The 20,820-nt window shown below is 42.7% G+C and carries 18 protein-coding genes and 3 pseudogenes; 11 read left to right on the forward strand and 10 right to left on the reverse strand.

The features are described from left to right. The first annotated feature begins 384 nt into the window (after positions 1-384). Positions 385-1,131: an outer membrane protein OmpK gene (locus tag L4C34_RS05875; RefSeq protein ID WP_428788414.1), complete on the forward strand. Its 747-nt coding sequence runs from the start codon at positions 385-387 to the stop codon at positions 1,129-1,131. Positions 1,132-1,369: 238 nt separating this feature from the next. Here L4C34_RS05875 and L4C34_RS05880 read toward each other — a convergent pair. Beyond that, positions 1,370-1,622, reverse strand: a pseudogene (locus L4C34_RS05880) (transposase domain-containing protein); the annotation flags it as partial. A gap of 213 nt (positions 1,623-1,835) precedes the next feature. Further along, positions 1,836-2,744, reverse strand: a pseudogene (locus L4C34_RS05885) (IS5 family transposase). A gap of 158 nt (positions 2,745-2,902) precedes the next feature. Here L4C34_RS05885 and L4C34_RS05890 point away from each other — a divergent pair. Beyond that, a complete protein-coding gene (locus L4C34_RS05890; protein ID WP_428788415.1) occupies positions 2,903-3,364 on the forward strand; it encodes a hypothetical protein in 462 nt (153 codons plus the stop codon). Positions 3,365-3,670: 306 nt separating this feature from the next. Here L4C34_RS05890 and L4C34_RS05895 read toward each other — a convergent pair whose 3' ends face one another. From L4C34_RS05895 to L4C34_RS05915, 5 genes are all read right to left on the reverse strand, one after another. Beyond that, positions 3,671-4,258, reverse strand: coding sequence for an ATP-dependent Clp protease proteolytic subunit (locus tag L4C34_RS05895; protein WP_428788416.1), 588 nt, complete (start codon positions 4,256-4,258; stop codon positions 3,671-3,673). Positions 4,259-4,270: 12 nt separating this feature from the next. After that, a complete protein-coding gene (locus tag L4C34_RS05900; RefSeq protein ID WP_428788417.1) occupies positions 4,271-5,326 on the reverse strand; it encodes an aKG-HExxH-type peptide beta-hydroxylase in 1,056 nt (351 codons plus the stop codon). Then, the gene (locus L4C34_RS05905) at positions 5,323-6,594 is read right to left on the reverse strand and encodes an MFS transporter (protein ID WP_428788418.1); all 1,272 of its coding nucleotides are present in this window, start codon (positions 6,592-6,594) and stop codon (positions 5,323-5,325) included. Before L4C34_RS05905 ends, L4C34_RS05900 begins: the two co-directional genes overlap by 4 nt. Further along, positions 6,579-7,403 carry an FkbM family methyltransferase gene (locus tag L4C34_RS05910; protein WP_428788419.1) on the reverse strand — a complete coding sequence of 275 codons (825 nt, stop codon included), beginning with the start codon at positions 7,401-7,403 and terminating at the stop codon, positions 6,579-6,581. The genes L4C34_RS05905 and L4C34_RS05910 overlap by 16 nt, the downstream gene beginning before the upstream one ends. A gap of 1,157 nt (positions 7,404-8,560) precedes the next feature. Further along, positions 8,561-9,064, reverse strand: coding sequence for a GNAT family N-acetyltransferase (locus tag L4C34_RS05915; protein WP_428788420.1), 504 nt, complete (start codon positions 9,062-9,064; stop codon positions 8,561-8,563). A 388-nt stretch (positions 9,065-9,452) separates the two neighbouring features. Here L4C34_RS05915 and pheS point away from each other — a divergent pair, with 388 nt between their 5' ends. From pheS to L4C34_RS05935, 4 genes are all read left to right on the forward strand, one after another. Further along, positions 9,453-10,436, forward strand: coding sequence for a phenylalanine--tRNA ligase subunit alpha (pheS, locus tag L4C34_RS05920; protein ID WP_428788421.1), 984 nt, complete (start codon positions 9,453-9,455; stop codon positions 10,434-10,436). A gap of 18 nt (positions 10,437-10,454) precedes the next feature. Next, a complete protein-coding gene (gene pheT, locus L4C34_RS05925) occupies positions 10,455-12,860 on the forward strand; it encodes a phenylalanine--tRNA ligase subunit beta (protein WP_428788422.1) in 2,406 nt (801 codons plus the stop codon). A 125-nt stretch (positions 12,861-12,985) separates the two neighbouring features. After that, complete coding sequence (gene rlmF / locus L4C34_RS05930; protein ID WP_428788423.1) at positions 12,986-14,044, forward strand: 23S rRNA (adenine(1618)-N(6))-methyltransferase RlmF; 1,059 nt, start codon at positions 12,986-12,988, stop codon at positions 14,042-14,044. 59 nt (positions 14,045-14,103) lie between these two features. After that, positions 14,104-14,274, forward strand: coding sequence for a hypothetical protein (locus L4C34_RS05935; RefSeq protein WP_428788424.1), 171 nt, complete (start codon positions 14,104-14,106; stop codon positions 14,272-14,274). Between the two features lie 2 nt (positions 14,275-14,276). On the opposite strand, the gene pilW is transcribed toward L4C34_RS05935, so the two are convergent. Both pilW and metA read right to left on the reverse strand, forming a co-directional pair. Beyond that, positions 14,277-15,005, reverse strand: coding sequence for a type IV pilus biogenesis/stability protein PilW (gene pilW / locus L4C34_RS05940; RefSeq protein ID WP_428788425.1), 729 nt, complete (start codon positions 15,003-15,005; stop codon positions 14,277-14,279). A gap of 135 nt (positions 15,006-15,140) precedes the next feature. Next, on the reverse strand, positions 15,141-16,082 hold the full coding sequence (metA, locus tag L4C34_RS05945) for a homoserine O-succinyltransferase MetA (protein WP_428788426.1): 942 nt from the start codon (positions 16,080-16,082) through the stop codon (positions 15,141-15,143). Positions 16,083-16,206: 124 nt separating this feature from the next. On the opposite strand from metA, the gene L4C34_RS05950 reads away from it, so the two are divergent. The 5 genes from L4C34_RS05950 to hflX all read left to right on the forward strand — a co-directional run bounded on the left by L4C34_RS05950 (position 16,207) and on the right by hflX (position 20,257). Beyond that, complete coding sequence (locus L4C34_RS05950; protein ID WP_428788427.1) at positions 16,207-16,611, forward strand: ATP-binding protein; 405 nt, start codon at positions 16,207-16,209, stop codon at positions 16,609-16,611. A gap of 52 nt (positions 16,612-16,663) precedes the next feature. Further along, positions 16,664-16,882: a hypothetical protein gene (locus tag L4C34_RS05955; protein WP_428788428.1), complete on the forward strand. Its 219-nt coding sequence runs from the start codon at positions 16,664-16,666 to the stop codon at positions 16,880-16,882. Positions 16,883-17,339: 457 nt separating this feature from the next. Beyond that, positions 17,340-18,053 (forward strand): substrate-binding periplasmic protein, encoded by a 714-nt coding sequence (locus tag L4C34_RS05960; RefSeq protein WP_428788429.1) that lies wholly within the window; start codon positions 17,340-17,342, stop codon positions 18,051-18,053. 42 nt (positions 18,054-18,095) lie between these two features. Continuing rightward, positions 18,096-18,659 (forward strand): SOS response-associated peptidase, encoded by a 564-nt coding sequence (locus L4C34_RS05965; protein WP_428788430.1) that lies wholly within the window; start codon positions 18,096-18,098, stop codon positions 18,657-18,659. A gap of 260 nt (positions 18,660-18,919) precedes the next feature. Beyond that, on the forward strand, positions 18,920-20,257 hold the full coding sequence (gene hflX, locus L4C34_RS05970; RefSeq protein WP_428788431.1) for a GTPase HflX: 1,338 nt from the start codon (positions 18,920-18,922) through the stop codon (positions 20,255-20,257). Positions 20,258-20,581: 324 nt separating this feature from the next. Here hflX and L4C34_RS05975 read toward each other — a convergent pair. After that, positions 20,582-20,820: pseudogene (locus L4C34_RS05975) on the reverse strand (IS5/IS1182 family transposase); the annotation flags it as partial.

The following is a 20,820-nucleotide window of genomic DNA, read 5'->3' on the forward strand; positions in this document are numbered from 1 at the left end:
TATCGTGAATCCAAGATCTTGATGTAGTTATAACTCCATATTTAGGCGTGCAACTTTCCAGTTCTGCTTCTACTCTCAAAACCAGTGAGAAAACCTGATATGGGTTCAACAGGTCTATATTACCAAGCGGCGAAGCCCGGTTTAAAATAAAAGTAAATGATATAACGAGGATTGACCTCTGATTCCGCCTAAGTTTCCTGACAGAGGCAAAGTGAGGACAAGTAGCCTTTACTTCAAAGGCATCGCAATTTAATCCCATGTAGTAGAGAGCACACTCTAACCCCAAAAGATGACTCATTTAGCCAGCAGCTGAGCTGTAAGCGAGCACTCCTGGATCGTTGGACTATAGTTCTATTTGAGGATAGGGATCATAACAAGCACACGATGAAGAACCTTAACATACTACTTTCAGCGTTATTAGTTATCTGCCTACCGAGTAAAGCTTATAGTAAGTACTTATTCGGCTGGGCTAATATCAGCATTAACTATTTAGACTGGTCAAAAGGAACTCGAGACAGAGTCTCATTTCAAGAAAACTATTTGTTCCCGCAAGTTGAAGGGGGGGCTAACTTTGATTGGGGAGAGTTATATGGATTTTATCAGGTGCAAAAAATTAATCGATCTTCCGAAACTTGGGCGACGTCTTACAAACCCAAGTTGTATTACAAACTCGGACTAGGTGAATTACGCTTTTATGCTCAACAGTTTGCCAAAGACCAGCCCAATATTTCGACCTCGAATACTGTTGGTGGACTTGCCTATCGTTTGGGGGAAGAAAAGTGGTTTCTATACCCTTGGATTGGCCCTTTACATACGACACTCAACCGATTTGGCAACAACTATACCGGGTTCAATGGCTATGTTGCGGGTTTAACCGGTACATACACGTTCAGCGCGTATCAACAAAAGTTTCGATTAGCGGCTTGGCACGAAACAGAATTTCTGCGTAAACAAGAATACCTAGCGGTTGCGAATGAGGAAGACAAAGGTTCATTGAATGGGGCTATGGGTTTGTGGTGGTTGACAACTGAAAAGTTCTCTTTGGGAATAAAATATCGTTACTCATATAATAAACTCGGTTTCGTTGGAAACCAAAACGCAATTGTTTACTCCATTAGGTATGCCTTTTAGTAGAGCCAATTTCCTGGCTACGTTGCAAAGTTTGCCCACACTGAATAAAACCTGAGGGCTCCCGACGATTTCATCATAACCCCTCAAGCCGTACGGTGAGCGCCGAAAACTGACTCAGTGCATAAATAATAAGAGGCTCATCTGGGCATTATAGTGTGTCGTCTATGTCCTGTTGCCTCACGTAAATGTATGAGAGGGCGCGCTTTTACTTTTCTGAATTGGATTTGTTGATGGCTCAGTAAAGATGCCGCTGCTTACCTTTCACTGTGACGTAAGTTTCATCCATTTGCCATGAAGTATCATGATTGATGAACTGATAGCGTGCGAAGGCACTTTCTCATTTCAGGTGCATATTGGATAAACCATCGATAAATGGTTGTACGATGGACGGAAATACCGCGTTCAGCCAGCATGTTACTGATATTGGCGTAGCTCATGGATGTCGTGGCATACCACCGGGTAGATCTCACCCACTTTACTCGTGGCGTCATGACCCAATCCGATACGATTAAGGCATCGCCAATCTAGGCACCAATCATTATAATGAACAATGTTTTTTATTTTCTCATGGTTAAAATGAAACTAATTAAGCCTACAGCAATAATTATCGCACTATCAACGCTTTCTGGGTGTGCACAAGTATTCGACGCGGCGTTGTTGAACAAATCAGGTTGAAGGCAGATCTTACCTATGCTCCGCTTCCGTTAGTGTCTAACAGGCATACCTAGTCCTATGACTTTGTTCATGGCTTTGACATTAGCGAGTGCCTCACCGACTTGAGCGTTGTAATGCCTTAAGCTCAATTGACCGCTAGTGAGTCCTTTGTATCGAGACATCGCCGTCTCAGACAGGGAGCGGTCATGGTAACCAGAGTCGATTTTCCATTGGGTTAACGTGTCATTTTTTAACGCTTTAACCGCTTCGTTTCTTGGGTGCCCATCATCCCAAAAGGCCGCATTTTTACGTGGGGGTATTAATGACGTTATCCCTTTTTGTTGCAACACGTTATGGCACTCCTTTGTGTCGTACGCTCCGTCACCCGATACCGCCTGCACCTTTCTTCGAAGAGGGTTGAGGAGTGTGGGCAACACTTCACTGTCTCCGACATTGACGAGACTGACTTCAGCACAGATAACTTCATGGGTATCCACATCAACAGCAAGGTGCAATTTACGCCAAGTTCTCCGCTTTTCATTGCCATGCTTTTTAACTTTCCACTCCCCCTCACCAAACACCTTAAGGCCTGTAGAATCAATCGCGATATGACGAATACTGCCACGAGATTTATTGCGGTACTGAACCTGAACTGTCTTGGAGCGCTTGCTAATGCAAGTGTAATCAGGGGAAGTGAGCGGCACATCCATCAGCTTAAAGATCGAATCGATGAAGCCTTGAAGAGCACGAAGCGGGAGAGAGAAGATACCTTTTATCATTAGGGCGGTTTCAATCGCCGTGTCGGTGTATTGAAACCCTCGACCTCGCTTGCCGTGATGGGTCATACATTTTCAGGCTTTCACCGCTGAATCGTCAATCCAAAAAGTAACCCCGCCACGCTGACAGAGTGCTTGGTTGTATGCTCTCCAGTTCGTGATTTTAGCTTTCGACTTACCCATTTTTGTATCCCAACAATCATTCTCAAAAGATCAGATCGTAAGGATAAAAAAAGGTTCAATCGATTTGGGCAACAACGCCATTCGACGCTACTTTCGGGAATACTCTTCAGAGAAAGGTTTACGGGATCGAAGAGCCCGCAAAGCCACCTGAGTTAGAAGTGTTCAAAAACTCTGATTTCTCTGGGGAATTATCTAACTCTATTGAGGTGGGGAAAGTGATTGGCGGCCAGAAAACCCACGGGGTGGGGTTTACTGACGTCAGTGATGAGGAATTTAAAACGGAGATGCAACACTCTCTTGCATCATCCAGATTATTAGCGAAAAGAAACAAGGCAGAGTATGAATTAACATCGAAAATCCATACTACAATCCCGTTGTTCGATAACTATGTGTATGTAGACGCTAGGTACATATTGGTAGACAGAAGAACAGGTAAAATCATTTTCGATGAAAAAATAAAGTCGAAATCCTCCCTACCTCGCGGTGCCACATTAAAGGTCGCTACCTACGACCTGCAAGTCGGTAGTCAGGAAGATACAATGGCTAGAAACATAGGAGCAATGCGAGCGAATATCGATAAGTTTCTTGAAAAGCTATCACACCTTAAATTAATTGAATAAGAATTTGAGGCCATCACTATTTAACCCCAGAAACTGCGCCTATAGGTGTAGTCTTCCCTAATTTTTCTAATCCAAGAGTGCTTGCGTCTGAAGCTAATCGTAAACAGCTTTTGTCCAAGAAAAGTGCAACTTCTTAAAAAATCAATGAATTCAGTTACTCACCAGATGTTACATGTAACAAAGTATTTATAATTATTGTCTTCCGACACTTCAACCGGTTAGATCAAGATTTTCATGTCAACGGCTTTGACCAAAAAGCCGTCATTACGACGGCTAACAATGAAATATGATTGACTCAAGCCTGCATTAATCCAATGCTGTTCTAGAGGCAATAATTTTACCGACAATTCCATACTCAAGAGCCTCTTCAGCAGTCAGCCAAAAGTCTCTGTTCATATCTTTCCTAACTTTCTCGATCTGCTGCCCTGTAGCTTCAGAGGTAATTCTTGCTATCCTTTCTTTCATTTCCATAATCTGCTGCATCTGAATTTGGAGGTCTGACGCTGATCCTCTGCCTCCACCTGATGGTTGATGGATCATGAATCGAGTATTTGGAAGAGAGAAGCGATTTTCTTTTTTAGCAGAAAGATAAATATGGGTTCCTGCACTGGCTACATATCCTGAGCCGATAACCAACACCTCTGACTTTATAAATTTAATAAAGTCATGGATAGAATCGCCAGCTTCAACATGGCCACCTTGGGAGTTAATAAACAACGTAATCGGATCATGATTCTCCTGATCTAAATAAGCCAATTTTCGACATGTACTTTCGGCCTGGTCCTGGTTAATTTCCCCAAAAAGAAAAATTTGTCGATGCTTTAGCAATGGGTCAATGCGGATTTCATTGCTGTTATCGCTATTTTCTTCTTTCTTTTCAGTTTGTTCATTCATGGTATATCAGCCTTATATTTTATGTTGGCAACTGAAGACTAGATTAATACAATCGTCCATGATTTTTCTACCAAAATCAGTCAACTTCTGTGACTCATTTAACACTTTAACAGTCTTGAAGAACTTGTCGTTAAAGCTCAAATGATTATTAGCCTCATTATAGTGGCTACTGATATCATTGATGCTAAAATCAAGACTATCTGAATCAAAGAAGTAGTTGAATGTGTATATGGTTCTAGCCAGAACAAACATGGCGTGATAGACGCCACTGAGTGGCCGATGATCAAGGCGGAAAGGGGTGTAGTAAGTACCGTCATCATCGCTGATGATTTTTTTCTGAATCCACAATTGGTATAAAAGGCTGTGAGCCGCTTCATGCGATATGTGCTCGATCATTCGACTATAGTGCTCAGTATCAGAGGCTAACACCCTTAAGTACATCGCTCCAGAAAGATTAAACGATGTACCAGCATTGATACCGTTGGAGTCTATCAATATGATATCACTGATTAATGTATCAATTTCCTTCTTATGGGCATTATTCAACTCTTCCATTATTGAAAATATCTTGTTAATGCAATTGAAAGTCTGCATGACATCACTCACATTGGGCGCGAAAATTTTAGATTTCACTCCTTGGTAGATACCGTTGTAAGATTCAAAATTATCTTTTTCCCTGATAGAAAACATCATGTCATGGATGTCCTTATGGTATCCAGAGCCATACGGATTGATTCGACATTGGTTTTTTGACTTTGATTTCTCAATCACTTCAATAACAAAGCTTTCGAGTATATTTTCGGCTTTTCTCTTATCTAAGTGTTCAATATCAAGCTTGATTTTTTCATGAACTGAGTACAGCTGTGGCCTACAATATGAGATAGATTCTCGAACGTTGTCCTGTACAAGGAAGTCCAGAAGCCCATTAGGAACATCTAAATAGTCAGCCATGTAACACAGGCTATCCAAAACCTCATCACTATTGATGTTAACTAGTGCCTTTACCTCTTGTGGGTTGGGTTTTGACCAATCAATAACGTCAAAATCTAATGAATATTTTTTGTTCATTTGGCTTCCTTTAAATAATTTTTTTCGTAAAAACCATCTAGATCAGAGTCGTTTGTCTTTAATGCACGCCTGGTATTTTTGGATAAGAGGACAAGTAAAGAAGATAGGACTATCACGCCCCCCATAAATACAATGGCTGGGTTAAGCAGTGATAGTGTGTCTGGCAATGTGAATTTACTAAAGACGTAACTCCCCGCGGGAATACTAAGAACAGCAAAGAAAAACACTGTTGATTCCAATCTGCCTCGGATGTAGTTCGGGGTAGCCAGCGCCCTCAATGAATTGCAAGCAACGTTGTCGATAGAAAGGCATACCCCAATAACGAATATCGCCACGTACTTGTAGGAGATATCCGGCAACAAAGCAAATAGAGCAACACAGATCCCCGTAATAATGATGCTTGATACTGTCATCGTTAGACGATGTACTGATTTTTTCCTCCAATAAATCGCTAAAAAGCTGCCAATTAGCATTCCTCCACCAAATAGCCCTTCCGCGACAGAAAAGTAGACCACTGATTTCTCCATCACCAATTTAATATAGACAGGAATGATGATTGCCACTAAAGGGGTGAGGGTAGAATTAATTACCATGCTTTTTAAACACAATGTTCGCTCTGGAGGCAATTTACAAATAACAGAAAAGCCGCGAAAAACATTGTCATTCTTCAGATCAACATTATGCTCGTCTTGTGGCGTCAACGATGCGTTCAAAAACATAGGGATAATCGACAGCATAGAAACGACGAACATACCCAAAATAAGAATGAACGAGTGGTTAACTCCCACAATGGAGATAGCCGCTCCACCTAATATCGCGCCCAGTATGGGTTGTAACGAGTTCAATGTCGATAAGTAGCCAATTCTATTGGAAACGTCAGACTGATTTGAAATCAAAGGAATAATTGAGTTCGGTGCTGATGAAAATATGGCATTTGAGAACGCCAACAAGCTGATTGAAATGACGCCAATGGTTAAACTATTCCCCCATTCCGTAAAGTTAAAATAAAACGCCAAGATGGATAAGGTAGATACGAACGTAGAGAAAATAAGTATGATCGCTTTATGGAACTTATCTAAAAAGTACCCAGCAAATGGGAAAGATATTAAATTTACTCCCCAAGAAAGAGTAATCATCATTCCCAACACATAGCCCGAGTCTCGACCTTGTAGTAGTGCCCAAGCCATGACAATCTGAAAGAATCGAAAGGAGACGACAGATAGCCCCTGAGCCACGAAGAAGAAGTAAAAATCTAATTTTCTATGCATGATTGGGTTACTTTAATGTATTTATCAGCATAAGAGCAGCCAGCAAGAGCGTCAAATCTCTTTAAACAAAACGCGACCAGATCATAAGACTGATAAATATCATGCATAATTGTCGCTAATTTTAACCACTGCTCTGGCGGTATGCTAAGCGTGCTGTGATCTGAGAAAATATTTTTTACAAATACAGCATGAGACCACATCCATTGATTCGAAGCACAAAAGGGATCGAAATCGTTGTACATCGGCTTTAGTAAACGTGAACCATACCCTGTGAATGTGTGAAAAAAGAATCCTTGTTTCCTAAGAGTATTGTGAATGTCCGAAAAAAGCGGCTGATCTTCATACTGCTCGATAAACTCTACTTCTACTTCGATAACGATGGCTTCTTTGGTATACCTAGTTCCATGCTGAAAAGCCCATAAGTCAGAGCCCTGAAGATCGGATTTAATATAGTCAGGCAAAAATGGTAGCTCAATATCATTGAGCTTCTTGGTCTGTATCTCTTCAGTATGTGTTACTTGAAGCCACTCAGCGAGCTGGTTGTAGTGTTGTAGTAAGTCAATATTGGGCTTGTATAATGAAGAACACGTTTTTAATTGGCATTCATATAGTGTCTTGTTATTTCCATCACCGATGGCTTCTTTTATATGTAGATGGCCAGATGTCGATTCGCTCTCTCCGAAATCAATTCCTACCATTTCGAATTGATCCAGCAACTCATATCCGGACTGTTCACCCTCCGAGTGACGAACGCCTAAATCAAGAACATTAACACAAGGGATTGCTGGCACTATCTCTTTAAACTTCAATATAATCATCCTTCGAAAAATCACAAAGAAAAGCCCCTAGTATTAAGGGGCTTAATTGATTTAGTTATTCACATCCTTTAGACAAGGTGTGCTTTTTCGAGTCAAAGAAAAGATTTTCTTGGTGTCCAATACTTTTTTGTCGTGACTTTCCTGAATTTTTTTATTCATTTTAATAATCCTTATATGATTTATGGTTCATTCGGTTGCGATTCGAGCGACTCAACATGGCATATAAAATTCATTGAACACAATAGGGTTAGTTAAATTTTTAGTACTCTTTCTAAAAATAGAAACTTCCATCATAAAGGCTAATTGACAAATAAACGGCAACGAGTTTGAATCTCGTGAATGTTTCGGTATTGAATTCGTCACTTAGGACTAGAGAAAATGCAGAGGTGGGAATGGTCCTATTCGCCCTATGAATTCTGTGAACAGCGTAAGCTTGTTGTCACTTAATCTGAGTCAGAGATTCTCGATGTGATCGCGTCGGCAGGATTATGTTTGCTAGCCACGACAACTAACTGCCGTATCCAGTTAGTCCATTACCAAGTTAGCAGATTGCCAGTTATTGAATTTCAGTTCCTCGGGTAAGTTCTTTTTGAACTTTCATTTATTCGAAATGAGCCACAAGTGTTTGCCCCCGATATTGATGGCAGCATTAATATCCGCGTGGTTTTTTTTTGGACTGCTCAGAGAAAGGGTTAAGTGGTTACTAACCTCTAAACTCTTTTTATATAGCGCTCCTGATAGGGTTCGGCCCTTGACCTTCCCTTTAGTTTCAGGGATATTTCGTATAACTAGTTGGCTAAGGTGAAGAGTCTGTGCCCGAATTTATCAGGAATTAAGGAAAGTAGGCAGGGCATCGAGCTCATCTAACAGCTTAGGCAGCTACTTAAGCTCTTCGAGGGTGTGACCAAATTATCCAGCGACTCTTCTTAGCTCATTTATCTCCGAATTTCGTAACGGCGTGAGCAGTTCTGAAATCAATACTTTTTCTAATCTGAAGCCGCCTTCTCTATGTAATGGTCGTAAACAAGTTCTGTCCAAAGATAGTGTACGCACTACTTGGTACGGCTCAGTCATAAATCTTACCAGCTAGAACTACTTTATTGTCCGCATACCAGTCGTCACTAGCATGCGTTACCTTCACACTAAACTTAGAGTTCTTTGATCATCCAAACATCACATTTGCTATGGATGGTTCCTTCTAGCGGAGCATCTAAATGTTCGAAACCCAAGCTTTTATATAGAGAGACTGCGCTTTGCATGCTGGAAAGTGTATCCAAGTAGCAGCGAGAGTAACCATGTGACTGAGCGTAGTCGAGGCATGCAAGTGTCAGCTGCTTGCCTAAACCTAATCCTCTGGCTTTGGGAAGTAGAAAAAGTTTTTTGAGCTCGCATAGATTGGATTGCTCGTGGTCTGGGGCTGAATCGAGACTGAATGGCGCAATGCCACAGCCGCCGACAACCTCATTATCAAGTGTGGCTAGCAGGTAGAGACTTTTCCTGTCTTCAGTGTAGTGCTGGCTCATGTTGAGCACTTCTGCATCACCAGGGCCAAAACCCTCTCCAACCGCGCCGAATTCCTCGCCGACTGATTGTATGATTTGTCGAACTTGTTCGTCATAAGAGGGTGTGATCGGTGAGATTGTTACTTCCATTATCTGTGTTCCTTCATTGACTTGATTTTACGCTGAATTTTTTGTGCTCACGGTGCGAAGAGCACCTGAGTATTTGTTTTATAAATATATTCATGCTCTGAAGATAATGTTGTGGTTGAATATGGTGAATTCAAGCCTTTGCTTTATGTGAGTTTAATTGGTAATGAAGGCGAAATTGAAGGACGGTGGCCACAGTTAGTCGTTGGGAGCTGAGCGTGCAATAAAGTGGGTTGGGGCGTCTTGGCTGTATTCGGGTAATAAGGCAGCACCTGAACCTAATTCGGGTTGGCTTTACTTACGGGTTTCGCTACTATGTACAGCTATTTACTATAGCCACCATTACGTAAAGTTAACTTTACGACACTGCCGACAGGTAGATGAGGAAATAATGCAACATCTAGAAGAGATCATTGCTAACGCGAGCACGGCGATCGACGCTGCTGATTCGCTTGTCGCACTTGATGAAGTGCGTGTTCAATACTTAGGTAAAAAAGGCGAGCTAACGGCTCAACTACAAAGCTTAGGTAAACTTCCACCAGAAGAGCGCCGCAGTGCTGGTCAAGAGATCAACAAAGCGAAAGGCGTGGTTCAGCAAGCTATCGCAGCGCGCAAAGATGCGTTGCAACGTGCTGAGCTTGAAACCAAGCTGGCTGCAGAGACTATTGACGTGACTCTGCCAGGTCGTCGCATCGAAAACGGTGGCCTTCACCCAGTAACTCGCACGGTTGAACGTATTGAACAATTCTTTGGTGAGCTAGGTTTTCACACCGAATCAGGCCCAGAAATCGAAGATGCATTCCATAATTTTGATGCATTGAACATCGCTGACGATCACCCTGCGCGTACTGATCACGATACTTTCTTCTTTAACCCTGATCTTATGCTGCGTACTCACACCTCTGGTGTGCAGATCCGTACCATGGAAAACGGCAAACCGCCGTTCCGTTTCATTGCACCGGGCCGCGTATATCGTAACGATTACGATCAAACTCATACGCCAATGTTCCACCAAGTGGAAGGTATGCTCGTTGATGAGAACGTGAACTTTGCTCAGCTAAAAGGCATTTTGCACGATTTCTTATGTAACTTCTTTGAAGAAGAAGTGGAAGTGCGTTTCCGTCCGTCTTACTTCCCATTTACAGAACCTTCTGCAGAAGTTGACGTAAAAGGCAAAAACGGCAAATGGCTTGAGGTTCTAGGCTGCGGTATGGTTCACCCGAACGTACTACGTAGCGTTGGCATCGATCCTGAAAAATACTCTGGTTTTGCATTCGGCATGGGTGTAGAGCGTTTGACTATGCTTCGTTATGGCGTGAACGATTTGCGCGCGTTCTTCGAGAACGACCTTCGTTTCCTAAAACAATTTAAGTAATCCAGAGGATTTATCACTATGAAATTCAGCGAATCATGGCTTCGTGAGTGGGTAAACCCTGCGGTTACGATTGACGAGCTTACTCACCAAATTACTATGGCTGGTTTAGAGGTAGATGACGTTCTACCTGTTGCTGGCTCTTTCACTGGCGTTAAAGTTGGTCATGTTGTTGAGTGTGATCAGCACCCAGATGCCGACAAACTTCGCGTGACAAAAATTGACGTTGGTGAAGAAGAACTTCTTGATATCGTTTGCGGCGCATCAAACTGTCGCCAAGGGATAAAAGTTGCGGTTGCTACTGTTGGCGCTGTATTGCCAGGCGATTTCAAAATTAAAAAAGCCAAACTACGTGGCCAGCCATCGCACGGCATGCTTTGTTCATTCACTGAGCTAGGTATTGACGTGGAAACTGATGGAATCATGGAACTTGCGACAGACGCTGTCGTGGGTACTGATTTCCGTGAGTTCCTTGCGCTGAATGACGTTACTGTCGATGTAGACCTAACAGCAAACCGCGCAGACTGTTTCAGCATTCGTGGTCTTGCTCGTGAAGTGGGCGTTCTTAACCGCGCTGACGTAACAGAGCCAACCGTGACTCCTGTTGCACCTGCAATCGATGATACGGTTACTATAGAAGTAAACGCGTCAGCTGCATGCCCACGTTACCTTGGTCGCGTTGTTATAAACGTGAACGTTCAAGCTGAAACACCATTATGGATGCAAGAAAAATTGCGTCGTTGTGGTATTCGCTCTATCGATCCAGTGGTTGATATCACCAACTACGTGCTACTTGAGCAAGGCCAACCAATGCATGCATTCGATCTAGCGAAGATCGACGGTGGCATTGTGGTACGTATGGCAGAGCAAGGCGAAAAGCTGACTCTACTAGACGGCAATGAAGTTGAACTAAACGACGACACGTTAGTCGTTGCGGACCAAAACAAAGCCCTTGCGATTGCAGGTATCTTTGGTGGTGAAGAGTCTGGTGTAACATCAGCAACCAAAGACGTTCTACTTGAGTGTGCATTCTTTGCACCTGACCACATTCGTGGACGTGCTCGTAACTACGGCTTACATACTGACTCATCAATGCGTTTTGAACGTGGTGTGGATTATGCACTTCAAGCGAGCGCAATGGAGCGTGCAACAGAACTTCTTGTTAACATCTGTGGCGGCGAAGTTGCTCCAGTGGTTACTGTTGAATCTGATGCTGAGCTGCCAAAAGCGAACACAGTTGCACTACGCCGCACTAAGCTAGATAACCTATTAGGTCACCATATTGCAGATGCAGACGTAGTTGAGATATTAGAGCGTTTAGGTTTAACGGTTGAAGCAAGCGAAGCGGGTTGGACGGCAACGGCACCAACATGGCGTTTTGATATCGCAATTGAGCAGGATTTGATTGAAGAAGTGGGTCGTATCTATGGTTACGATAACATACCTAATCAAAGCCCAGCGGCTGCGCTTAAGATGCAAGATCACGTAGAAGCGGATATCCCTCTAAAGCGTGTGCGTAATCTACTGGTTGACCGCGGTTTCCAAGAAGCGATCACTTATAGTTTCGTTGAGCCAGAGCAACAGAAACTGGTTGTTCCAAACTTGGAACCTCTTGTTCTACCTTTCCCAATTTCAGCGGATATGTCAGCAATGCGCCTTGGCCTTATCCAAGGTTTGCTAAACACGGTAGTTCATAACCAAAAGCGTCAGCAACCACGTGTTCGTTTGTTCGAATATGGCCTACGTTTTATTCCATGTGAATCTGCGGAAAATGGCATGCGCCAAGAGCCAATGCTTGCTGGTGTGATTGCTGGTACTCGCAGCGAAGAGCACTGGGACATTGCTACTAATACGGTTGATTTCTTCGACCTGAAAGGTGACCTCGAAGCTGTACTGGAACTGTCTGCGAACGAAAAAGCTTATTCATTTGCCGCTCTTTCTGTAGAAGATAAGCAGCAAAACCCAGCGCTTCACCCGGGCCAATCAGCAGCAATCATTGTTGAAGGCAAAAAAGTGGGCGTTATTGGTACGGTTCACCCTGAGCTTGAGCGCAAGTTTGGCCTTAATGGTCGTACTGTTGTGTTTGAAATCGAGTGGTCTGCGATCGATAGCAAAGTTATCCCAGAAGCCGTGGTATTGTCTAAGTTCCCATCGAACCGTCGTGATATTGCTATTGTTGTTGATGACGCAGTTGCATCAGGTAAAGTGGTTGCAGCTTGCTTAGCAAATGGCGGCGAGTTCTTGAAAGATGCGAAGTTATTCGACGTTTACGTTGGTAAAGGCGTGGAAGAAGGCAAGAAGAGTTTAGCTATTGCATTGTCACTACAATCGGTAGAACGTACTCTAGAAGAAGCGGACATCTCAAGTTCGGTTGACGCTATTGTCGCTAAACTGTCAGAGCAATTTGGCGCAGCACTGCGCGATTAATTATAACGATTAATTTGCTCTAAGCCCCACCTCATGAGGTGGGGCTTTTGTTTGTCTATAATCTAGTGATGCCTTGATAGCCATTAGCGTGCTATTAACACCACCTTATTTACTTTGTAATTACGATGAAAAAAACAGTGTCTTCTCGCGACCAGAAACAACAAGCAGTGCCTAGTGATTCCAAAGCCCTTAAATCTAACACGGTCATCAAAAAGGTGCCGAGTCAGGATGGGTTACACAAGCGCAATAAACATACAGGCCGTTATGATTTTTCTGCCTTGACGGCAACCTTACCGGAATTACAAAGCCATGTAATTCCCGGACTAAAGGGCGGAAAAACGATTAATTTTTCTGATCCTGACGCGGTAAAAATGCTCAATCGCGCCTTACTCGCTCACCACTATCAGATCAAATATTGGGATATCCCTGAAGGGTTTTTGTGTCCTCCGATCCCCGGTCGTGCCGACTACGTTCATCGCCTTGCCGAACTAATCAAACAAGATGGATGCGTAACGCTATCACAAGTGTCAGCGTTAGACATCGGTACTGGTGCCAACGGTATTTATCCCATTATTGGTGCGATTGAATATGATTGGAGTTTTACTGCTAGTGATATTGACCCAGTCTCGATGACTAACCTATCTGATATTATTGAAAATAATGCTGGGCTGAAAAGTAAAGTGTCGGCTCGCTTGCAAACGAACTCAGCACATTTTTTCCGCGGTGTGGTACAAGGTGGTGAGAAATATCATGTGACTATGTGCAATCCGCCGTTTCACAAGTCTTTGCAGGAAGCGCAATCTGGTACGCAGCGAAAGCTAAATAATTTGGCAGAAAATAAAGTAAAACGTGGCGGATCTTCACTTCATATACCTAAAAAGCCATCTGGATCTGCACCGCTGAATTTTGGCGGACAGAAAGCCGAGTTATGGTGCCCCGGCGGAGAAGAAACATTTATTAAGAATATGGCTCGCGAAAGCCTTGAGTTTTCGCAGCAAGTACTGTGGTTTTCAACTTTGGTCTCCAAAAAAGACAACGTAAAATGGTTGTGTAAGCAGCTAGAAAAATTATCTGCGCAAGAAGTTCAGGTTGTGAATATGGCACAAGGCAATAAAAAGAGCCGCTTTGTGGCTTGGACTTTTCACGATAAAAACCAGCGTAAGCAGTGGTGGCAGAAAGGCTAGGTTGATATCTAACGGTATCGACAGTGAATTCGAGGTGACGTGTGTGAGCAGGGTATTAGATGCAAATTGAAATTTATATGCCTTGTGAGCCTCAATGGTTCTGTGAAATTTTACTAGTGTGTTTTTCAATCGCAGCGATAGTTGGCATTGCTATGCTCATTCGTATTGTGTATTTGGAACATAAAAAGCTGAACTATAAGAACAAAGGTCGTAATAAAAGAGGCGATTAATTTTAGCTACGCTCGTCGTGCATCGTCACAAGTAACTTGGTGTACTTTTCTACCAGTATCGGGTGCGCTAGGGCTCGCTCAACTTCAATGAGCAGTTGCAGTGTCGGCCGCTTAAATCCGTAATTTTGATGATAAGTAACAAGTAAACTTTCGGCTTGTAAGGTTTCGTTTTGCTCGAAATCAAGCCGAGCGAGATTCACCAAAGAAGTAAGCCGGCTGGGGTCGTGAATTAAAGCCTGAGAGAAATCTATTTTGGCGCTGCTTTTATCACCAGCTTTCAGTGCGCACAAAGCAGCGTTCTCATAGCCTGCAGCGATGAGTAAAAAACCGGGTTGTTTTATGGCCGACTTTAAGTATTGATTGGCGAGAACATACTGATCTTGCTTGCACAAAAAGGTGCCATAGTTGTTGAGAACGTGGCCATTATTGGGCTTCTGGGCTAATGCTGTTCGATAAGTACTATCGGCTTGGTTTAAATTTCCAACCAATTCGAAATAATGCGCTCGCGCAAGCTGGACATAGAGTGAAGTAGGATCGTATTCATTCGCTTTCCATAAATTTTCTCGAGCTTTAAGGAATTGACCTTTTTTTAGGTACGCTAACCCTAGTTTTACTCTTGATTCCGCCAACGCTTTACTTGAAGTTGGGGGAGAGTGATTTTGTGCAGGGAGAGGCCGCTGACTACAGGCTGACAAAAGAAATATGACAGCGTAGGTAAACAATTTTTGCATGATGCTCTCCAAATGGTGGCAGAGCATCAATAGTAAATAGTTGCTGTAGGATTAGACACCATCGGTAGCATTATCTCGATTGGTGAGGCGTTTTTTTGCTCGCCTTAATACTTTCACTTTTCTTAAAAGGTGATCTTATTCTTGATTGGTAAATGCGGACTCACGAAAATGCGCCAAATCGTAAGGTGTTTGTTGATAAACGCAGTAATTTAGCCAGTTTGAAAATAGTAAATGCCCGTGGCTCCGCCAACTGGCCTTCGGTGCACTGTTGGGGTCATTGTTTGGGTAGTAATTTATCGGAATAACAGGATCCAACCCTTCTGCAAGGTCGCGAGTATATTCTTGATGCAAGGTCAGGGCGTTATATTCAGGGTGGCCAGTCACAAATACATTTCTTTTATCTTTGGTTGATGCGAGATAAACACCGGCCACATCCGACGTTGCTAAAATATCTAGGTCAGTATTGCTGCTAATAAAACTTGGTGCAAAGTCTGCGTAGCGCGAATGCGGCGCTAGAAAGGTATCGTCGAAACCTCGGAGTATCGGGTGGAACGGTTGGTGTATTTCGTGTTGGTATACGCCGGATAGTTTATTGTCCCTAGTTTTTTTAGGTAGGTCGTATAATAATTTCAGTGCGGCTTGTGCTGCCCAACAAACATACAAGGTAGAAGTGACGTGGTCACGGGCCCAAGTCATGACTGCTTGAAGGTGTTCCCAGTAAATAACATCTTCAAATTGCACTAAGCCAAGTGGGGCACCCGTAATGATCAATCCATCGTAGTTTTTAGTCCTTACTGCGTCGAATTGTCGATAAAAGTTATCTAAATGTTCAGAAGGGGTGTTTTTGCTGTCTCTGTTATCGATTCGAAGAAGTTCAACGTCCACTTGTAAAGGGCTGTTGGATAGTAGACGAAGAAACTGAGTTTCAGTTTCTATTTTTAGTGGCATTAGATTTAGAATTAGTACCTTGAGAGGTCGAATTTCTTGGCTAGAGGCTCGTGATTCAGACATCACAAAGATGTTTTCTTGTCTTAGTATGTCTGAGGCAGGTAACAGGTCAGGAATTTTGATCGGCACAGCGGGCTCCCTATGCTTGTGGACGTCTATACTTCTAAACTTAACCGAATAACAATAAAAAGTCGATAGTCAAACACGCTGATTTTTCTTAACATTGTCTATTCACTTAACTATAGCGGGTTCTATGACGTTAACATTAACCTTGGTTCGAGGTTTACCGGGATCGGGAAAAACCACCCTTGCCAAAACGTACAGCGCCGATCACTTTGAAGCAGATATGTATTTTGTGAATGATGATGGCGAATATCAGTTCGATGCGACTCGACTTAAACAAGCGCACTCGTGGTGCCAACATTCTGCTAAGCAATCGTTACAACAAGGTAGAAGTGTCGTCGTATCCAATACCTTTGTTCGGTTGTGGGAAATGAAACCTTACTTGAAAATGGCTCAACGGTATAACGCAGAGATAGAAGTGATCGAATGCCAAGGCCGTTATGCGAATACTCATGGAGTTTCGCAGGCAACAGTCAATGCAATGAAGAAACGTTGGCAGATATTATCTGAAGCCACGTATAAGGGCGCCAATTAGCTTTGCATTAAGTCAGATCACGAAAACGGCCTTTTTGACCCAAGGCATTAGCGTGTATTTAGATATATACCCTATCGTTCGAATCAAGTGGTCGCTTGTGAAGAAAAATTTCCCCAATCAAACCCAACGCTTCTCGGTTAATAACACGGTGTTATTCAGTGCTATTGTGGATGTGATGTTTTCTTCCAAAGATCAGGCTCTGATCGGCCAATTCAAGCAAGGCTTAAAAGAAATTCGCTACAACGGAAGGTATGAAGAAATACTGAGCTAATATGCCCTAGAATAAGGCGCGCGAACGTTTATAATTAACAATGTACTCAATTGTGAGCTTTGCTAATTCACCATTTTGATAATTGATAAAGTGGGAATACCGAGCGAAAGAAAGTGAGAGGACTTATGTGATCTTACCTACCTAAAAGTAAACGAAATCGGTCGATTAGGATTTAGGTATCCCTGAAATTGTGACCACAATCTACCCGTGAGATATCTTGATGCTGCTTATGTGTTTTTTTGAGCGTTGACTTATCACGACAGATTACCAACCCACTTTTCATATCTAAAATCAACGCGGAATAAAAAATTACGCTAGAATTTGGGTAAAGAAATGCCGAATGAAACTCTACTTGGTTTTCTCTATATAAAAATACGGCATTAAGCATTCTTCGTTCATTAGTTAGAATTAGTTGAAAATAGGCTTTGCTTGTATCCGGAATGCGTAAGGGGTGGGAATGAAAAATATCATATTATCTATTTTTTTTATTTTTTCGGTAAGCGCTTCAGCTAAAGAGCTCATTCTGCTAACGGCAGAGATTCCTCCATATTCCATGGTTGAGAATGGGGTTCAAACTGGTATCTCTGTCGATGTGGTGAGGGAGATGGCTCGCAGAGTCGGCCAGAATGACCAATTTAGGTTTTTACCTTGGGCTCGAGCTCAAAATACGGCCTCTAGGAAAGATCTTTTTGGCATAACTCCCTTATCTCGAACGCCGGATAGGGAGAAAAAATTCACGTGGGTCGCTCCTATTCCTGAAATCAATAATGATTACGTGCTGGTCTCTATCGATAAAAAAATAAACATTAATAAACTGGATGATATCGTCAACCTCACCGTGGGTGTTCAGCGTGGGACTCCTGCTCAGGAAATGCTGAAAAAAGCGGGTTTTATTAGTATTGAGCCCGTTAATTTCGAAGAGCAAAATGTCGAAAAACTGAGAAAAGGACGGATTAAACTTTGGGCTATCCCTAGATTAGTCGGTAAGTACGTATATAAAACTAGAGGATACAACCCTGATGAACTCAATTTCGGCTACGTATTGTCTAGACCTGTTATCTATTTTGCAGCGTCTAAGAGTATATCCGTTTCTGACATGAATAAATGGAAGGAGGCATTGGATACCATGCGTGCCGATGGGACGTTCGAGAAAATAATTTCTAAATATTAACGCAATTCTATCGACGGCCGATGAGAGTAGGGTGGTGAACGCATGTGTGGTCGACTCAATGTACTTGATGATCCACTAACCAAAGCCGTCAGTGAGCAGTTAGGTTTGCTTTTTCAACCCGAGGCCAACCATGATTTGAAGCCGACGGAGTATGTTTCGAGTGTTATCCAACATAAAGGTGAGCTGAGTCAACTGAACCTTCAATGGGGAATCAAGACAAATTGGGCTAAACGTACCATTATTAACGCTCAAGCAGAAAGTGTGTACCAGAAGCCAACGTTTAAGGAGGCATTTGAGCAACATCGAGTGATAATCCCATGCTCTGGCTGGTATGAATGGGTGTCTGAAAAAGGTAGGAAGGACAAATATTTGTTTAGCGCAGCATGTGGAAGCGCCATATATATGGCCGGAATTGCATTAGATGGAAACCAAAACCTTGTAACCCTCACCACCGAGCCTAACAATCAGTGCCTAGCTTTTCATCATAGAATGCCACTACTCATTGCACCTCAAAATCTGCGACTTTGGTTGGGCTCGGACGTTACTGGTGCGATTGGCTTGCTTGGGATGGCGTGGGAGGACGGGCTTATTATCGAGAGAGATTAATGGCTTAGCCTTTTCTGTCAATGTACATCCGATAAATGTTGATGATCCGAACGGTGAATTACGTGCTTACAGCGCTGTGATACGGATTATTTCATTTTTTGTTTGGTTTTCAACCCACTACCGTTACCTTTCTAACCAATAATGACAATATCTGCATTTAGTAATCTATTACCCTATAAAATTGAGCAATAAACGCGTAGGATCACACTACTTTAGACTAAATACTAGGTTTGCACTTAGGTGCATAAATATATTCAACCATGAAACTGACAGCAAAAGCATCACTTAATAACGCCTTACTTATTTCTATTACTACACCAGAATTTAAAGGTGATGAAGCAAAAGAGTCTCTTGCCGAACTTGCTCGTTTAGTGACAACCCTAGGGTTTAAAGTGGTCGGAACCGAGTCGCAAAAGCAAAGTTCGACACAAAAGATAAATGTGTTAGGTGTGGGTAAACTTGCTGAAATTGCGCGTCTAACCGGAAATCAAGGTTCAATTGAAGAAGCTGAATATGATGAGCTTTTTGATGAAACGGATTTCTCTGACCTTTCTGAAGAAGATCTACCCCAAGCCTGTGCTGATGTAGTGGTATTTGACTGCGATTTAAGCGCGTCGCAAATGCGTAATGTCGAAAGCCATTTAGGCGTGCAAGTATTTGACCGTACCGGCATCATTATTGAGATATTTAGTCGCCACGCTCGTACTAGAACGGCACGCTTACAAGTTGAAATTGCTCGTCTAAATTACTTAGTTCCTCGACTTCGCGAGACGGCGAGTGGTGATAACGAACGTCAAATGGGTCAGGGCGCTGGTGAGACTTCATTCGAGCTAGACCGTCGTAAAGTTCGTGATGAAATCGCAGAGTTAAGACGCGAACTGGTTAGTGTGCAGAGTGAATTAAAGAACCGACGTACACAACGTTCAGAGCGGTTTTGTGTCGCTTTGGTTGGTTATACTAATGCGGGTAAATCATCAATGATGCGCGCGATAACCGCGACGGAAGTGGTTGGTGAAGATAAACTATTCGCGACCCTCGATACTACTGTTCGTGCACTACAGCCAATTACACAACCTCGAATTCTAGTTTCAGATACCGTTGGTTTTATTAAAAAGCTCCCCCACGATTTGGTTGCTTCGTTTCATTCAACATTAGCGGAAGCGCATGATGCTTCATTACTGTTATATGTTGTTGATGCATCGGATCCTTCTTTCCGTGCACAACTCGATGTTGTCCATGATGTCTTGGCACAAGTAGGTGTTGAAGGCAGCGAAAAATTATTGGTACTGAACAAGTCAGACCGATTGAGCGAAGAGCAACAGCAAGAATTGAGGGAAGAGTTCCCTGATGCAATGCTGACTTCCACTCGTGATCCACTTGATATCAAAAAGTTGCACAAGTATATCGTCGGTGTCGCGGAGCAAGGGATGATTGAAGAGGAAATCACGGTACCTTATACCGCGAACGGAATAGTTGGAGAAATCCGTTCAAACATGAGCGTAACGAAAGAAGAGTACGACTATGATCATATTAAATTGACAGTGCGCTCAAGCGCAGTTGATTTAGCTAGGCTGAAAAAGCGTATGCGGAACATTTAAATGACAACCTTTTTTAATTAATAAAATAGGATTTTATTTTCTCGAATACTTATAAGGCTAAGAGCAAGTGCCTGTTGCTCTTAGCCTTATTGTTATACACAATCTGGTAAGTATGAGTTATAAACATTCCTGAGTGTCTAAGTTACATGTTGGCCTAGAGGTGTTTGCACAATCAATGCCCCCCTTAATTTTCCCTAATTTCAAAATCCTATAGCGATTTTGATTAACCACATTAAATATAATCACAACGTGCAGTTTGCAGTATAATACGGCGTTGTTGAACAAATCAGGTTGAAGACAGATCTTACCTACGCTTAGCTTCCGTTAGTGTCTAACAGGCATACCTAGTCCTATGACTTTGTTCATGGCTTTGACATTAGCGAGTGCCTCACCGACTTGAGCGTTGTAATGCCTTAAGCTCAATTGACCGCTAGTGAGTCCTTTGTATCGAGACATGGCCGTCTCAGACAGGGAGCGGTCATGGTAACCAGAGTCGATTTTCCATTGGGTTAACGTGTCATTTTTTAACGCTTTAACTGCTTCGTTTCTTGGGTGCCCATCAT

This window comes from Vibrio profundum (assembly GCF_050337555.1).
In the GTDB taxonomy this organism is placed as follows: Bacteria; Pseudomonadota; Gammaproteobacteria; order Enterobacterales; family Vibrionaceae; genus Vibrio; species Vibrio profundum.

Bases quoted from the DNA above. Each gene is read 5' to 3' on its own strand.
- L4C34_RS05875 (WP_428788414.1), top strand. From the start codon at position 385: ATGAAGAACCTTAACATACTACTTTCAGCGTTATTAGTTATCTGCCTA.
- L4C34_RS05895 (WP_428788416.1), bottom strand. From the start codon at position 4,258: ATGAATGAACAAACTGAAAAGAAAGAAGAAAATAGCGATAACAGCAAT.
- L4C34_RS05900 (WP_428788417.1), bottom strand. From the start codon at position 5,326: ATGAACAAAAAATATTCATTAGATTTTGACGTTATTGATTGGTCAAAA.
- L4C34_RS05905 (WP_428788418.1), bottom strand. From the start codon at position 6,594: ATGCATAGAAAATTAGATTTTTACTTCTTCTTCGTGGCTCAGGGGCTA.
- L4C34_RS05915 (WP_428788420.1), bottom strand. From the start codon at position 9,064: ATGGAAGTAACAATCTCACCGATCACACCCTCTTATGACGAACAAGTT.
- pheS (WP_428788421.1), top strand. From the start codon at position 9,453: ATGCAACATCTAGAAGAGATCATTGCTAACGCGAGCACGGCGATCGAC.
- pheT (WP_428788422.1), top strand. From the start codon at position 10,455: ATGAAATTCAGCGAATCATGGCTTCGTGAGTGGGTAAACCCTGCGGTT.
- rlmF (WP_428788423.1), top strand. From the start codon at position 12,986: ATGAAAAAAACAGTGTCTTCTCGCGACCAGAAACAACAAGCAGTGCCT.
- L4C34_RS05935 (WP_428788424.1), top strand. From the start codon at position 14,104: ATGCAAATTGAAATTTATATGCCTTGTGAGCCTCAATGGTTCTGTGAA.
- pilW (WP_428788425.1), bottom strand. From the start codon at position 15,005: ATGCAAAAATTGTTTACCTACGCTGTCATATTTCTTTTGTCAGCCTGT.
- L4C34_RS05950 (WP_428788427.1), top strand. From the start codon at position 16,207: ATGACGTTAACATTAACCTTGGTTCGAGGTTTACCGGGATCGGGAAAA.
- L4C34_RS05960 (WP_428788429.1), top strand. From the start codon at position 17,340: ATGAAAAATATCATATTATCTATTTTTTTTATTTTTTCGGTAAGCGCT.
- L4C34_RS05965 (WP_428788430.1), top strand. From the start codon at position 18,096: ATGTGTGGTCGACTCAATGTACTTGATGATCCACTAACCAAAGCCGTC.
- hflX (WP_428788431.1), top strand. From the start codon at position 18,920: ATGAAACTGACAGCAAAAGCATCACTTAATAACGCCTTACTTATTTCT.